Genomic DNA, 15,609 nt, shown 5'->3' on the forward strand with positions numbered 1-15,609 from the left:
TTTACAAATCAGACTCAACAACCTTAAAAAATCAAAGCAAGAAGCACAAAAACTTGATCGTCATATTGGCCTATAGAGCGGAATGTGCCATTAAGAATAAATATAATCGCACCAGTTTATAAAAATACTGAAAATGACGGCAGGATGTTTTATTAAAACTTTTTTAAATCTCAATAATTGTGACCTTCTAAGCACGAAAATTAGATTAATGAGTACAAAGTTACATTCATTTTTTGTAATTGTTTAAGTCTTATTGAGCAAAGGTAATTTCTTTGCCATCAAAAACATCCATAAGAGTAGAGAAGACATTGATGTTTTGTTTTCGGAGTGTTGATGTAAATCCAGCTAGTCTGGCATGGTGGGGAGTGTAAGAAAGATTGTGTAAACTAGTATCAAGGAGTTAGGCTTCCATCTGTGGGGGGTACCCCCCACAGATGGAAAATTTTTTAATATGTTTGTGCGACCAAGTACAGACACATTTTTAACCTAACAAATTTAATAGTTATGCAAAGTAACAAATTTAATCTTAATCTCTCTGAATTTCTTCAGGATGTCAAGTCTCTTAATGATTTTGACAATGTTATGAATGGTCTTTACAAAGATGGCATTCAAGAACTTTTAAAAGCTGAACTAAGTCATCATTTAGGCTATTCAAAACACTCGCCCGATGGGATTAATTCAGGTAATTCCCGGAATGGGTGTTATAAGAAAAAGATACGCACTACACAAGGACAGGTAGAGTTGGATATTCCACGGGATCGTAACGGTGAATTTGAGCCTATCATTGTTCCCAAGGGCCAAACTACCACTGAGAAAGTAGAATCTGTCATTACATCTCTTTACAGTAGAGGTATGAGCACTGATGACATAACAGCTCAAATTCAGGAAATTTATGGCTTAGACGTTTCTAAAACCTTTGTTTCAGATATTACAAACAAAATGATTCCGGCTATCCAGGAATGGCAAAACAGACCTTTGGATAATACTTATTACATCGTTTGGATGGATTGTATTTGTTTTAAAATCCGGCAGGATAATAAAATCATCAACAAGAGTATTTATATCGTTATAGGACTGAAAACCAATGGGATCAAAGAAGTTTTGGGCATCTGGATGAGCGCCAACGAGTCTGCCGCGTTTTGGCTTTCTGTCTTAAATGAGCTCAAAGACAGGGGCGTTAAAAGATGCTCATTGCATGTACTGACAATCGTATAGGATTCACTCAGGCCATTCAAACTGCTTTCCCCGATACCGTATCCCAGCTTTGTATCGTTCATCAAATCAGAAACTCTATGAAGTTTGTCCCATGGAAAGATAGAAGGGCCTTCCTGGCTGATTTAAAAACTGTTTATGCCGCTTTAAATATGGAAACTGCTCTCATTGCTTTTGAAGCTTTTAAAGCAAAATGGGGGTCTAAATATGCCTATGCCATTAAAAGTTGGGAAGCAAACTGGTCAAATCTATCTCCCATGTTTCAGTATCCTACTAACATTCGTAAAATTATGTATACCACTAATACCATTGAAGGCCTCAACAGAGCCATCAGAAAATTTACCAAAACCAAAACACTTTTTCCAAATGATCAGGCAGCCTTGAAATCTGTATATCTTGCTATTCAGCAAATTCAAGTTAAATGGACAATGCCAATTCATAACTGGCATATTACTCATAATGAAATTTTAATTATCTTTGAGGATAATTTGATTCAGCCATAATTCTTTGAAGTTTTGTTTACACAAAATATTTTACAGCCTCGCATGGTGAATTGCTCCCTCAATTGATCTGAATGTGTTGGATACTTTCATTTTTATTTTCGATGGTCGCAAGTCCCTCTCCGCCAAATTATTTGTAAATGGAATAATAGGATCAAAGGCATAAGCCAAAACACTTTCTTTATGCTTCTCTAATCGCTCCAAGAGATTTAACCCTTTACTGCGTTTGTATTTTCCGCGTTTCCCACTCTTTTGGGGTGGTGGTTCTTCCTTTTTTCCATCGGATATAATAATATCATATTGTTTTTCTATAAATACTCTGTTTTTAATATTTTGGTTGATATCTATTTTTGCTTGTTTTAGCAACTCCAACAACATCTCACTCATGAGTTGAGCCCATGCTTTTTTATCATCTACCTCCTATATGTCCATCTTGTCCTCCCTGCTTCCCTCCTTTACTCTTTGGAAAGGCAGGCCTCTTACCATATCCATCCGAAGATGGTGGTTTGTGGCTATTACTGCTATTTTTATTTAATCGTTCGGTGAGTTCTTTGACCTTTGATTCCAATTGGGCAATCTTGGCATCTTTCAATACTATAACCGCTCGAAGAGAAGCATTCTCTTCTTCTAGTTCTTTGATTCGCAACTCAAGGGATGCAAATCTTTCTTCTATGGTTAATATTGGTATGATAATGAATACATTTTTATTCCCGTACTACTTATCATTCATGGTTGGTTCAAAATAAAAACCAAATATATCACTTTCTATAATATGTTGCTTATTTTTGACCTAAATAATTACGAAAATACTTAAAAATGAGAATATATTTCTACTTATTTTTCTTTTGTTTATATACAAATTCTTTTGCACAGAACGTGGGTATAAACAATACGGGTACAGCTCCACATCCATCTGCAATGCTAGATGTGAATAGCACAAACAAAGGGGCACATACGATAGAAGTGCTGGAAATGCTAAAAGATATCTCACAGCGACAATCAGAACACAGAAGTAAAAAACGTTATACTTTCAGGCCACTTAGTATAGCCAAGGAATTTATTGATAAGTAATACTATCGCAGAGATTTGTACTTATCGTGCAATCCTTCTCCATTCATGATCTTTTCGATACATTTTTCTATCCTGCTGAATCTTGCTTCTGATCCTTTGGGTTGAGAAATATAGATAACATATCCTCTCCTTTTACCGGGAGTAAGAGAATAGAAAGCATCTTTAAGTGCCGGTAAATCTTCAAATCTATCTTCCAATTCAACAGGAATAGGTTCAAGATCTTTTTTAAATTCTACTTTAGTTCCACTTACTTCAATGGCCACGGCTTCAGTGATATAATCCTTGATTACAGATGCCATCTCCAAAATTCGATCAACAGAAGTAAATCTGATGATACGGGCAGATTGTACACTTTCTCCTTGTTTTTCGAGTATCTGATGTGTGTCTTTAAGCAAAACACCTTTAAAAAACCCGAAGGTGACACAATCTTTTAGTGCACTGATGATGACGATATTTTTACCTTCGTGGGTATAGACAGGTACTCCCCATTTGATTTCTTCTTCAAGATCAGATTCAAGCATGATTTGTCTGACATGCTGCAATTCTGTTTGCCAGTTTCTGACCTTACATCGGTCGGTAGCATAGTATTCACAACGCCCGCAACCGTCCGCAATAAATAGATCGACTTTTGGATTGATTATCTTCATTTGGAAATTTTATTTGCCGGATTATATTGATTTGCTTTAATATTTTGCAATGCCAATGATACTGTTTCTTCCATTCTTTTTTGCCTTGTTTCAGGCTTTTTAGCATTATATATCCATTCGAGAATACCTCTTTTGGTTGATTTGGAAAATTTTTCCCAATTTTCAAATGCAAGCGGTGCTGCTTCAAACAGTTGTTTCATGTCTGATGGTACAATCAGGTTGTCCACAACATCAAGCGCGGTCCAGGTATTTGTTTTTTTAGCTAATTCCACCATGTAAAGACCGGCTGTATGCATCAATCCTTTTTGCATCAATGAAGCTACTTTTTCCTTATTGATTTTACTCCAGTTGCTCTTTGGATTTCTCTTAGCAAAATACTGGTAATAGCTTTCGTTATCCCTTTTATTGACTAAACTATCCACCCATCCAAAACATAATGCTTCATCCACAGCTTCAGAATAATATACACTTGGAATATTACTTTCCATTTTATAGATGATCAGCCATACGCTCTTTTCATTTTCATGGTTGTCGGAAAGCCATTTGCTCCATGACTCCTGACTATCTGCATAAAAAGTTTTTGTGCCTTTGTTCAGTTCCATTTTTCAAGTAAAAGTATGAAGATCCAGAAATTTAAGTTTTACATTAAGATGCCATCTATCAATGCAAGCTCATCTACGCTAAACGTATAATTTTTAAGACACTGAATGGAATCTGTAACTTGTTCAGACTTACTAACTCCAATAATTACAGATGTCACCCTTTCATCTTTTAGTATCCATGCCAGTGCCATTTGCGCCAGATTTTGTCCTCGTTTTATGGCCAATTCGTTCAATTGTTTTACCTTTTCAATTTGTGAAGCCGTTATTTGAGATTCTTCCAGAGCTCCATTCCCTCTGTGAGATGTTGCCCTTGAATCTTTGGGTATACCATTGAGATATTTATTGCTGAGAAGTCCCTGTGCCAATGGAGAAAACGCTATACATCCTACTGCGTTTTCTTTCAATACATTCAACAATCTGGCTTCCACCCATCTGTCAAACATGGAATATTTGGGTTGATGGATAAGGCATGGAGTACCTAGTCGTTTAAGGATTTGAAAAGCCTGCTGGGCTTCCTCCGCCTGGTAGCTGGATACACCCACATAAAGTGCTTTGCCTTGTCTGACCATCAAGTCAAGTGTTGACATAGTTTCTTCCAAAGGAGTGTAAGGGTCAGGCCTGTGATGATAAAAAATATCCACATAATCCAATCCCATTCTCTTTAAGCTTTGATCCAGACTTGCTACCAGATATTTTTTTGAACCCCAGTTGCCATAAGGGCCTTCCCACATGCCCCATCCAGCCTTTGTGGAAATAATCAGCTCATCCCGATATCCGGCAAAATCTGTTTTAAGAATTTTACCAAAGTTTTCTTCCGCCGAACCTGGAGGAGGACCATAATTATTTGCCAGATCAAAATGTGTTATGCCACTATCAAAGGCCAATTGTAAAATACCCCTTGCATTTTCGAATGAATCAATGTGTCCAAAGTTATGCCATAACCCAAGAGAAATAGCCGGTAACATCAGGCCACTTTTACCACATCGGCGATATTCCATGCTCTTGTAGCGCTCAGTATTAGGTATATATTGCATTGAATTTATTTTTTGAAGTAAAATAGATGATCCATGTATGGATTTGCCGTAAAGATAATTAATCGGTTTTTAACATCAAAGTACTCTATTGCATTGGTGTGTTTAACAAATTGCACAAATACTTAAATTTTAGTGCAAAAAATGGGATACACCCTTTATTAAGGATACACTTTATAACTCAGATATTACATCAAAACCCTTGAAACTTCCAGTTATTGCTAATCCAGATACTATTTTTGCAACTTTCTTGTTTTTAACTTTTGCAGCTATTTCGTTGATTGTAGATCCACTTCCTACAGCATCATCAATAATGAGTATATGATTATAACTTTTTTGGCTTGGAACTACAAAAGTATTTTTAGCATTTGCCACTCTTTCAAATATTTTAGACAAGGCTTTTTGAGGTATAATTATATTTGTCTTAATTTTGCTTATTTGAATTTGAGGTAAATTGATAGCCAAATATTTTTCTAGAACATCCATAATTTGGACTTTTCTGTTTATAGTTGGTGGAACAAATAGTACTGCGTCAATATTTTTGGATTGAATTAAATTCAGAATTCTCTGTTTTATCTCATTCACTATAATTGTCATTAAATTTTTATTTTGACCTTGCTTGGCATAATGCATTAAAGTACCTAAACGGGTCTTACCAAATCTTTCTATAGCGTAGAAGTCTAAATAATACAATTCATCAACATAGACTTGGCCAATTCCACTTGTATTTTTTAACTTTTCCAAACCGCTGATTAAACTTTCACTATCGAAATATTCTAAGTATTTTTTTCTTGTTTGAATGAATTCTTCTATGGTTTTTTCTATAGGCAAATTTTGTCTTTCACACCAATACTTCATAGCTTGGAGACCTTCTAACTTTTGGCCCAAAGGATCAATGGCTATAAAATGTCTTTGTAAAAACAATTCTTGGTCATAGGTTATATTTATATGATGGCTATTATCCGTTAGCTTTAGTAATGTATAATAAACTTTTGGAGGTAAACCCACCTTAACAATTAAATTATCACTTTCTAATTCCAAAATCAATCTATGAACGTATTGCCTGGAAACGGAAAGAGCATTAGCCATTTCATGAATGCTAATCTGATCATTTTTTTGAAGTAATTTTAAGATTTTATCTCTTGTCTTCATAGCACAAAGGTATTACATTTTGTTTACAGTAAACTATTTACTGTAAACAAAATGTATATTTTTAATAAAATTAATTCAATAAATTATTTTTATTTCCACAAAATGGAATTTCAGAAGGTAAAAAAAATGGAGAAAATACAGGTATAGGTGCTTTCAGCAATGTGGTGGTCATGACGACCTTTAATAATTCTGATGAATATATTAAAATTGGCAATAACAAAGGTATAGGAAAATTTGCTGATCGTGGAGCTGGCGGACTATACGTAAGCGATAAATAGGAACGTATTAGGTCAAATGATTTCTTACTTTAGTACTGATTGCTTTTTTTACTTTTTTCCAAGTCTGGCCTTTCAAACTTACAGGTTCTTCGCTGTCCTCGGCATCGTCAAAATAAACTATGGCCTGTGGTACGGTGATTAATAAATTTTGAGTGCTGTATTTTTCTTTATGAAAGGATTCAAACTGAGCCACTGAATAATGTTGTAGTAATTCGGCAATATCCCAAAAATCCTTCTTTTTTGCTCTGCCCAGAATGGCTTGCACCTTCATGGCAACGATATCTTCCAGACTATACATCCTGACTCCATCTTCTTCTACGATAGGTCTGATCAGTGGGTGCGGAAACCTGACGATATCAACTTTGATATTATCGATATAGCAGAAGATGCCAAATTTTGGAGGTTTTTGTTCAATGACTACCGTAGATCCAAAATGAGATTTTAATTGTTCAATGATTACAATATTATCAAACTTTGAGTTTGTAAAAAGGTCTAAATCTACTGAAATTCTATGTCCATATTTTAATGATAAAGCAGTACCGCCTACAAGGCTAAAGTCTTGTAGTGTTGACAATGTCATTAGTTCTTTTAGTATGGAAAAAGTTCCGGGTTCAACTGTCTCAAGGTGTAACATCTGAAATCTTCAATGGGTCTATCAATAACGGCACTAGCCAAATAAATTCTAGTGAGTGGTAAAAATTTTTCATTCAACAACACATCAGTGATCTTTTCATCTCCATAATATCGCCTGCAATTGCGAATATCAGGAACATCGCCCCTTTCAAACACTCTTTCAATGACAAAGGCGGCACGTTTGTCATAATCAAGTTTTTCGAAATCGACATCCCAAAAAATCCTTTTATTGAAGACTGGTTTTTCTTTTACTTTCTGAGACATACATCTTTTGTATTATTTCTCCACAAAGATAAGATATTATGAATAATTTTATTTATAGTTGCAATATTTTGTGTGTATAACCAATTGCACTTTTTCAGTGTTCTTTTTTATAAACGGTAAAAATGTGGTTGAATTGGGCGGGTCGCCCATTAAGGGAATGAGGGTAGCGAGGAATAAATTTGAATTTGTGCAGTTTGTTATACACACCAATATTTTAAACCTTTGGCTCAGAAATGAGTCTAATACTGAAGTAATATTTTATAATATATGAAAACTGTATTTTTCTCACTTTTTTGTCTTTTATGTAGCAGTGTTGTTTTATCACAAACCTACTTTCCGCCCAACAACGCTCAGACATGGAGCACAACAGACCCTTCAACTTTGGGCTGGTGTCAGACGAAAATCGACAGTTTATATCGTTTTCTTGAGTCCAACGATACCAAGGCTTTCATTTTGCTCAAAGACGGGAAAATAGTCCTTGAAAAATACATGAACGGGCATACCGTGTCTTCAAACTGGTATTGGGCATCCGCCGGAAAAACACTGACTGCACCCCTTGTAGGTATAGCACAACAGGAGAACCTCTTAAAAATATCTGAACCCTCATCCAAATATCTTGGTAAAGGTTGGACAAGTTGTACACCGGAGCAGGAAGATAAAATCACAATACGCCACCAGTTGACTATGAGTAGCGGCTTGGATGATGGTGTGGCTGATCCTTTCTGCACATTGAGTTCATGCCTGAAATATAAAGCAGATGCCGGCAACCGATGGGCGTACCATAATGGTCCATATACACTGCTCGACGGTGTCATAGAAAAAGCAACAGGTAAGTCACTCAATCTGTATTTGAATCAAAACATAAAGCCTGTGACAGGCATGGATGGTCTCTTTGTCAAACAAGGATATAATAATGTCTATTTCAGCACAGCCAGAAGTATGGCCAGATTTGGTCTGCTTATCCTCAATAAGGGAATTTGGGACAAAACCTCTGTACTCACCGATCAGCAATACTATGATGCTATGGTCAATACCTCCCAAAACATCAATTTATCTTACGGCTATCTCTGGTGGCTCAATGGCAAAAACAGCTATATGGTGCCTGGCGCCCAAATAAAAATCCCGGGAAGCCTACACCCAAATGCACCGAATGATATGTTTTCTGCTTTGGGCAAAAACGGACAGTTTATCAATGTCATTCCTTCACAAAAAATAGTCATGATCCGCATGGGCGACAATCCTGATAGCGCTTTAGTCCCATTTCTATTTAATAATGATATCTGGAAATATATCAATAATCTGTCCTGTACTTCATCTCTGGATAAGCCTTCAATACATAAATCTACAGCTTTTAAGCTTATCGAAAATCCAGTCTCGCAAATCTTACAAATAGTTAAAGATGAAGTTGATCAGGATATGGTTTCTATTGCAATTTTTGATATTGCGGGAAAACAAATCCTTCAAAATGAATATTACGGCAGCAACATTAGTATTAACGTCGAAAATATAAAAAGTGGCTTATATTTTGCTTTTTTAAAAACCAAAAGTGGATTGCATAATCTTAAGTTTATAAAGCACTGACGCTATATTATTCTCTGTTAAACCAAAATATAATAATGGTTATTTTTCCTCAGCTTTTGACCCTTTTACAAAATTACTATATACAAAAACAGGTATCTCCAATCCGTCAAGGTGTTTAATTATAGATTGTCTCACATCTTTCCAGTCAAGTCCACCAACACCTGTCGCTAATTTAGGGATGGCGAGGCTTTCACAATTTTCTTTTTTGATGTACTTTACCAGTTCTTTTAATGTTTTATCGAGACTGCTCAAAGATGCTTTTCCCGGATGACCTTTATAATTTTCTGATGGTGCTGGTTCCTGAGCCATAAGATTGATGATTCTGATACCACCTACACCGGCCCATACCCAAATTTCTCCTGGCTTTGGATGATGTGTATGACAGTAATTTCTGAATCCCTTCACCATCGAAGGATAGTTTTCTCTCAAACTTAGTGCCAGACCTGAGTCAAAATGATCCATTGGAGCGATACAGTGTGCTATTGTTTTTGACCCGGAAAGTAGGATATCTCCTGTGACTTCTTTTATCATACTTTTGTTATTTTTGGATTATCAAAATTAATTTATATCCAAAAATATGTAAAAAATATAGTAATTATTCTGACCTCTGTCATCTGAAGATATGATTTGAATTATCAGACCGTTACTTTTCAGCTTTGAGTCTGGTTAAATTTTGTCTTATTAACTAATTAAGAGAATATGATGCAGGAGATAAAAAACGAATTTAGCCTTCCTGACAACTAATTTATAGGCAGTTAGGTGAACTAATTGATGGAAACTTTTATATTTAAATTAATAACGCATTGATATTAAGGCAATAAAAAAATAAACATATCCATATTTTGATCATGGTTAAAATCCATACGGTTTTATAAAATATGTATATTGATAATCTTTGTATGGAAGCTGATACTGCTTTTGAGCTATTCTGCCCCAGCTATCTTCACAACCAAGGCCTGCCTGTATTAAATCAATATTTAAATTTACAGCATCTGATTTTTGAAGATCTGCAGGATGGCGATTGTGTTTTTTTGTGCCTTCGTCAAGTTCATCTATGGAATACTCCAAAGCAGATATTGAAAGAGGTTTGTCACTGATTATTTTGATTCCCTGGCCTGTGATATTTTTATTTATCCACCATCTGACATCAGTTTTATTTCCGGATTCCTGTGGTCTGATATAAGGATAAAACTGGTCTGCTACACTTTGATGATAAATCCCAACAAAAGCGGCTGTATTTCTGTCCGAGTAGTTTTCGCCCGGACCTTTTCCATAGTATTCTATTTGATCCAAATCTTTATTTAATTGCATTTTCATCCCAAACCGAAATAAATTGGCAACACTTTTTTCTTTATTCGCCATCAGCTTTTGAGTAATTTTTATTTCGCCGACATTATTTATCAGATAAACCAACTCCATCTTAGACCCTGAATCCGGTATCTCGTAGTGAGCCTCTACTTCTGCCAATCCATCAATGTTTCTCCATTTGAAGTTTTTCAGCTTCATTTCAGGGTTTTTCCAGATGGCGTATGAGTTATTGATGTTTGCACCAAAATCATTGTCTGTTGGGGCACGCCAGAAATTAGGCACAATTTTGCTGCCCTTTGCAAGGATTGGCTGGTTTCCTATGTGATATTTATGGATAAATCCGGTCTCCCTGTCAAATTCCACAGTAAAGACCGAAGACGATACCTCAAGCGTGATCATACTGTTTTCTCTGACTTTCGGGAGTTCTGTTTCAAGGTTTGCAGATTGAATTACATTTTTCATTCTATAAGTATCAGGCATACCCTCATCTATCAAAAACTGAAACTTTGCCACTTCGTGGTCTGCTTCTTTCAGGTCTTCTGCTTTTTTTGTCAAAATCCTGATATTCAGATATTTTTCTCTTCCGTCTGATTGAATAGAAAAAGGTAGTGTGAGACCGGAGTATTTTTGTGGCTCAACTTCAAGTTTGTCCAAAACTCCTGATTCGATAAGTCTTCCTTCAGATATGATCTCCCACCGCAAATAATGGTTGTTAAGGGTTTTAAAAAAATATTCATTAAAAACTTCAATTTCATTAGCACCTTTATGTTTTATCCAAATATCCTGATAATAAAATTTCACTTCATCGGCATGTGGATTGGGAGATCTGGAAGGAGAAAACAGACCATTATTGCAAAAATTGAAATCATGACCATCATAATCATTCCAATCACCACCATAAAAATATTGGTATTGACCATCAGGTCGCTGCTGTCTGGGAGACTGATCTACAAAGTCCCAAATAAAACCACCCTGATAAGAAGGATATTTTCTTGTTAGTTCCCAATATTCTTTAAAACCACCCATAGAATTTCCCATAGCGTGGGCGTATTCGCACTGGATCAGGGGTTTTACAGGATTTGATTTTGCATAGTTTTCACAGCCTTCATAACTGAGGTACATCGGACAATATATATCTGACCATTGCATATCATTTTGATTTTCACAAGCCCTTTCATACTGAACAGGCCTGGAACTATCCATTTTTTTTATAAGCTGATATGTGTCTATAAAATTCTGTCCAAATCCGGCTTCATTTCCCATGGACCAGATGATAACGGACGGATGGTTTCTGTATTTTTGAATATTTCGCTCATTTCGCTGTAAATGAGCCAACTTAAACTCCGGGACTCCGGCCAATGTATTTGCACCGTATCCAATACCGTGAGACTCTACATTTGCTTCTGCCACTACGTACAGACCATAGCGATCACAAAGCTCATACCATCTCCCTTCATTTGGATAATGGCAAGTTCTGACAGCATTGATATTGTATTTTTTCATCAGACTGATGTCCTGCATCATCCTTGACTCTGTCATGACATATCCAGTGACCGGATCCATTTCATGACGGTTGACGCCTTTGATCAAGATAGGTTGTCCGTTGATCAGCATCCGGCCACCTTTTATTTCTATTTTTCTGAACCCTACTTTTTGCCTGATCACTTCAGCTACCTTATCACCCGTCATGAGGGCGATTTCAACAGTATATAAGTTAGGTGTTTCAGCGGTCCAGGACTTTACATTTTTTACGGTATATTGAACACTTTCTGATTTTTTCTGATAATTAATGGAATGCGTAAAGGTTGTTTTCCCATCTGAATCCATCAACGATAATTTGACTATTTCATTTTTACATGCTTTAGAAAAATCAATATCAACACTAAGCAAACCATCCGTATAAGAAGCATCAAGATCAGCATTAATTTTTACATCAGAGATATGAGCAATCGGCCTTTTGTATAGATAACAGCTTCTCCCGACACCACTTAGTCTGACAAAATCCTGATCTTCAAGATATGTCCCGTCGCACCACCTAAAGACCTGAAAAGCAAATATATTTTCGCCAGCCTTGACAAACCTTGTGACATCAAATTCTGCTTCCAATTTGGAATCTTCGCTATAACCGACAAACTGGCCGTTGATGTAAAGATACATATTGGAAGTCACTGATCCAAAATGGGCGATTATTTGCTGACCTGTCCAGGTAGCAGGAATTTTTACCACCTTTCTGTACGTCCCCACGTGGTTGTTTTCTTCCGGTACTATAGGTGGATTATTTTTGTACTGATTGTGCCAGGCATAACCTATGTTTTTGTACACCTTGTCACCATATCCATTGAATTCCCACAGGCCAGGAACAGGCAGCTGTTTCCATGACCTATCATCATAGTCGGTTTTGAAATAATCTCCGGGTCGCATATCAGCATTTCTAACCCAAAGAAATTTCCATAACCCATTCAATGACAAATAATTATCTGAACTTTCACGATTGCCTGACTCAGCCTTTTCCCTACTCTCATAGGCGAAATAATTGGTGTGCATTGGCATCCTGTTGATTTCATTGAGCTGAGGGTTTTGCCATTCAGGTAGTTGAGCTAAGCCTTTGATGCTTACAAACATAAGAAACAGAAAATAACGCTTCATATAGGTATTGGTAAGTGAAAAAATAAAATACAGTTACACTACTTATTGATACTGAAATACCATCAAATATAATGATTTTATTTTAACGTCGATTAGATAAGGAAGTTTTTTTTTCCTTTTACCCTATCTAAATCTTTCCCTTACAAAGGAGAGACTTCATAAAGGTGTCTGAACTAAACGACATTGGATATTATTTTAAGAAAAACAGGAAACTATAAAAAATTTCACTACTAACCGACTTAAAAAATAAAAAAGCGGGTTAACCTCAAAGATTAACCCTTTTGTCATACCTTTTGGCTACCAAACACACTAAGTATGACAGTCAAAGATAACTCAAAAAATTAGTCGGTCAGCCAATTTTCAAACAATTGATTGATTTTATACCAAAAGATAAGTTTGCAGTATTAGCACTAACCCACAAAACAGATAAGCATTATAGGTCATTCCCTGCTTGGACGCAACTGATCACTATGCTTTTCGGAATATTTAGCAGATGTGATTCTATGGGTGAAATATGTGATGGAATGATGGGAATGCAAGGTAAATTAAATCATCTTGGACTTAAATCGTCACCTGCCAGAAGTACTGCTGGTGATGGATTGAGAGAACGAGACAACGTGTTTTTTGAAAAGCTGTACTTTGAACTTCTGCAACATTTTAAGCCAATTTTGTCGGTCAGCCGCATTAATAATGTATCATTCAGCGACCTATTTATCTTTGATTCGAGTACCATTAGACTATTTTCTGATATTATGAAAGGTGTGGGGCGCAATCCAAAGGATGACGGCAGGAAGAAAGGTGGGCTCAAAGTCCATATGCTCATTGATGCACACGCTGATACCCCTGCGTTTGTAAAGATCAGCGAAGCCAAATGTCATGATAAAACTTTTATTCAATACCTAAACCTTCCCGAGCATAGTATGGTGGTGTTTGACAGGGCTTATAACCATTACCTCCAATTTGCTAAATTTACAGGCAAGAAGATCAATTTTGTATGTAGATTGAAGAAAAATGCAGTGTATGACATCATAGAACAAACATATTGTAAAGAACTGAACGACACAGAATATGGTGTCTTGAAAGAAGAACACATACACCTTAAATACAAGGACAACGGAGAAGAAAAAGCGTTGTGTTTGAGGAAAGTCACGTACAAAGACGAAAAAGGAAGGGTATATGAGTTTATCACCAATAACTTTGAAATAAAAAAAGAAGAAGTAGCTTATATATATAAACTCAGGTGGAATATAGAGCTCCTGTTCAAGAAATTGAAACAAAATTTTCAATTGCACTTTTTCTATTCAGAAACAGAAAACGGGATAAAGACACAAATATGGTGCACATTGATAGCACAATTACTACTCCTGATACTAAAAGTAAAATCCGAAACAAAAAAAGCCTTCTCTACAGTGGCAGCATTGGTGAGGATCCATATGATAAGCCTCATAGATGTAATCTGGATGGTTGAAAACAGCCGCAGAACTTATGTAAAAGCCACAAAGACAAAAAATAAATCACCCTGTCCTCAATTATCGATCTTTTAAAATATGGGGGTACTAAAGGAAGTCTTAAACAATGGTCATTGACAGTCAGTTGTTTATAGGTGAAATTTGATGAATTATAATTTAAGTCGGTTAATAGTGAAAAAATTTATGTCTCTGCTTATGGTTTTTTTAAAAAACAAAAAATATAGGTTTTTAAAGATCAAACTTTATAAAATGACGGAACCAGCTAAAAATATCGACAGGTCGCTCCATGTGATATACCTTTTGTTTTCTGGAAAAAGTTTTTAATCATAAATTGTCCGGATCTTGCACAAAGTTACATAGTCAGTAACAGATCACAGGTTTAAGGCTTGTTTTCTCATGTTTTCTGCTTCATCTGTACCAATATATCTGTCAATGATAAAATGACTCAGATACAACACCGGAGTAAGTATGATAGCCATACTGCCCTTATAGATATAATTTACAGTACCTATGGCAAGCACTCTGGTGATATCCCAATCAGAACCTATCCAGAAAGCTATCAGAAGAACTATATAACTATCTACAAGCTGCGAAACCAATGTTGAACCTGTGGCTCTAAGCCAAATGTATTTATCTCCGGTGGCAGACTTGATTTTTTGAAAAACAAATACGTCCAGAATCTGGCCTACTAAAAATGCAAACATTGAGCCAACAATAATCCAAAGACCCTGACCCATTACTTTATTAAAAATCATGCTCATGTCACTCACATTTCTGGCTGGATCATCTGACAGCCCACTCTGGAACTGCCACCAATCGTTTGGAGGCAAACAAATAGCTCCATAGACCATAATAAATGAATAAAACACTATCCCTATAGCGAGAAAAGATAAGGTTTTCACGGCTTTGCTGCCATAATACTCATTTATAATGTCAGTCATCACAAAAACCAAAGGCCATAGAATAGCACCTGCTGTAAGATTAAATCCTAAGCCATCCACACCAAAAATCTTCATATTAAGTGGAGCTAAGCCAAAGAGTTTTTCCATAGAAAATATCTTGCCTCCTATAAACTCAGCAACCAACGTATTGCCAATAAACAAACCTGTCAACAGGAAAAACAGAAAAACCCCCTTGTCTTGCAGTATCCTTTGTATTGCCATAAACGCTTATGAATAATAATTCTATTTACAAAATTAAATATTTTTTTTTGCA

The 15,609-nt window shown here is 36.0% G+C and carries 14 protein-coding genes and 1 pseudogene; 4 read left to right on the plus strand and 11 right to left on the minus strand.

What is annotated here, in order from left to right:
- The first annotated feature begins 504 nt into the window (after positions 1 to 504).
- Positions 505 to 1,715 (plus strand): annotated as a pseudogene (locus tag IPK35_09890) (IS256 family transposase).
- A 30-nt stretch (positions 1,716 to 1,745) separates the two neighbouring features.
- Here IPK35_09890 and IPK35_09895 read toward each other — a convergent pair.
- Positions 1,746 to 2,099 (minus strand): transposase, encoded by a 354-nt coding sequence (locus IPK35_09895; GenBank protein ID MBK8053561.1) that lies wholly within the window; start codon positions 2,097 to 2,099, stop codon positions 1,746 to 1,748.
- Positions 2,100 to 2,121: 22 nt separating this feature from the next.
- Positions 2,122 to 2,358 (minus strand): hypothetical protein, encoded by a 237-nt coding sequence (locus IPK35_09900; GenBank protein MBK8053562.1) that lies wholly within the window; start codon positions 2,356 to 2,358, stop codon positions 2,122 to 2,124.
- A 170-nt stretch (positions 2,359 to 2,528) separates the two neighbouring features.
- Between IPK35_09900 and IPK35_09905 the strand changes: the two genes are divergently transcribed.
- Positions 2,529 to 2,783, plus strand: a complete 255-nt coding sequence (locus IPK35_09905; protein MBK8053563.1) for a hypothetical protein — start codon at positions 2,529 to 2,531, stop codon at positions 2,781 to 2,783.
- Positions 2,784 to 2,785: 2 nt separating this feature from the next.
- On the opposite strand, the gene IPK35_09910 is transcribed toward IPK35_09905, so the two are convergent.
- From IPK35_09910 to IPK35_09935, 6 genes are all read right to left on the minus strand, one after another.
- On the minus strand, positions 2,786 to 3,430 hold the full coding sequence (locus IPK35_09910) for a DUF1801 domain-containing protein (protein ID MBK8053564.1): 645 nt from the start codon (positions 3,428 to 3,430) through the stop codon (positions 2,786 to 2,788).
- Positions 3,427 to 4,032 carry a YdeI/OmpD-associated family protein gene (locus IPK35_09915; protein MBK8053565.1) on the minus strand — a complete coding sequence of 202 codons (606 nt, stop codon included), beginning with the start codon at positions 4,030 to 4,032 and terminating at the stop codon, positions 3,427 to 3,429. Before IPK35_09915 ends, IPK35_09910 begins: the two co-directional genes overlap by 4 nt.
- A 38-nt stretch (positions 4,033 to 4,070) precedes the next feature.
- The gene (gene mgrA, locus IPK35_09920; GenBank protein ID MBK8053566.1) at positions 4,071 to 5,066 is read right to left on the minus strand and encodes an L-glyceraldehyde 3-phosphate reductase; all 996 of its coding nucleotides are present in this window, start codon (positions 5,064 to 5,066) and stop codon (positions 4,071 to 4,073) included.
- A gap of 171 nt (positions 5,067 to 5,237) precedes the next feature.
- Complete coding sequence (locus tag IPK35_09925; protein ID MBK8053567.1) at positions 5,238 to 6,215, minus strand: winged helix-turn-helix transcriptional regulator; 978 nt, start codon at positions 6,213 to 6,215, stop codon at positions 5,238 to 5,240.
- Positions 6,216 to 6,500: 285 nt separating this feature from the next.
- Positions 6,501 to 7,127 (minus strand): nucleotidyl transferase AbiEii/AbiGii toxin family protein, encoded by a 627-nt coding sequence (locus tag IPK35_09930; protein MBK8053568.1) that lies wholly within the window; start codon positions 7,125 to 7,127, stop codon positions 6,501 to 6,503.
- A complete protein-coding gene (locus IPK35_09935; GenBank protein MBK8053569.1) occupies positions 7,082 to 7,390 on the minus strand; it encodes a hypothetical protein in 309 nt (102 codons plus the stop codon). The genes IPK35_09930 and IPK35_09935 overlap by 46 nt, the downstream gene beginning before the upstream one ends.
- 267 nt (positions 7,391 to 7,657) lie before the next feature.
- Between IPK35_09935 and IPK35_09940 the strand changes: the two genes are divergently transcribed.
- Entirely contained in the window at positions 7,658 to 8,971 is a 1,314-nt protein-coding gene (locus tag IPK35_09940; GenBank protein ID MBK8053570.1) for a serine hydrolase, read from the plus strand.
- A gap of 39 nt (positions 8,972 to 9,010) precedes the next feature.
- Here the strand turns inward: IPK35_09940 and IPK35_09945 are convergent, their stop codons facing one another.
- The gene (locus IPK35_09945) at positions 9,011 to 9,502 is read right to left on the minus strand and encodes a macro domain-containing protein (protein ID MBK8053571.1); all 492 of its coding nucleotides are present in this window, start codon (positions 9,500 to 9,502) and stop codon (positions 9,011 to 9,013) included.
- A 321-nt stretch (positions 9,503 to 9,823) separates the two neighbouring features.
- Positions 9,824 to 12,925, minus strand: a complete 3,102-nt coding sequence (locus IPK35_09950) for a DUF4981 domain-containing protein (protein MBK8053572.1) — start codon at positions 12,923 to 12,925, stop codon at positions 9,824 to 9,826.
- Between the two features lie 368 nt (positions 12,926 to 13,293).
- Here IPK35_09950 and IPK35_09955 point away from each other — a divergent pair, with 368 nt between their 5' ends.
- Positions 13,294 to 14,469: an IS4 family transposase gene (locus IPK35_09955; protein MBK8053573.1), complete on the plus strand. Its 1,176-nt coding sequence runs from the start codon at positions 13,294 to 13,296 to the stop codon at positions 14,467 to 14,469.
- Positions 14,470 to 14,765: 296 nt separating this feature from the next.
- On the opposite strand, the gene IPK35_09960 is transcribed toward IPK35_09955, so the two are convergent.
- Entirely contained in the window at positions 14,766 to 15,557 is a 792-nt protein-coding gene (locus tag IPK35_09960) for a queuosine precursor transporter (protein ID MBK8053574.1), read from the minus strand.
- Positions 15,558 to 15,609 lie beyond the last annotated feature (52 nt).

This window comes from Saprospiraceae bacterium (assembly GCA_016713025.1).
In the GTDB taxonomy this organism is placed as follows: Bacteria; Bacteroidota; Bacteroidia; order Chitinophagales; family Saprospiraceae; genus OLB9.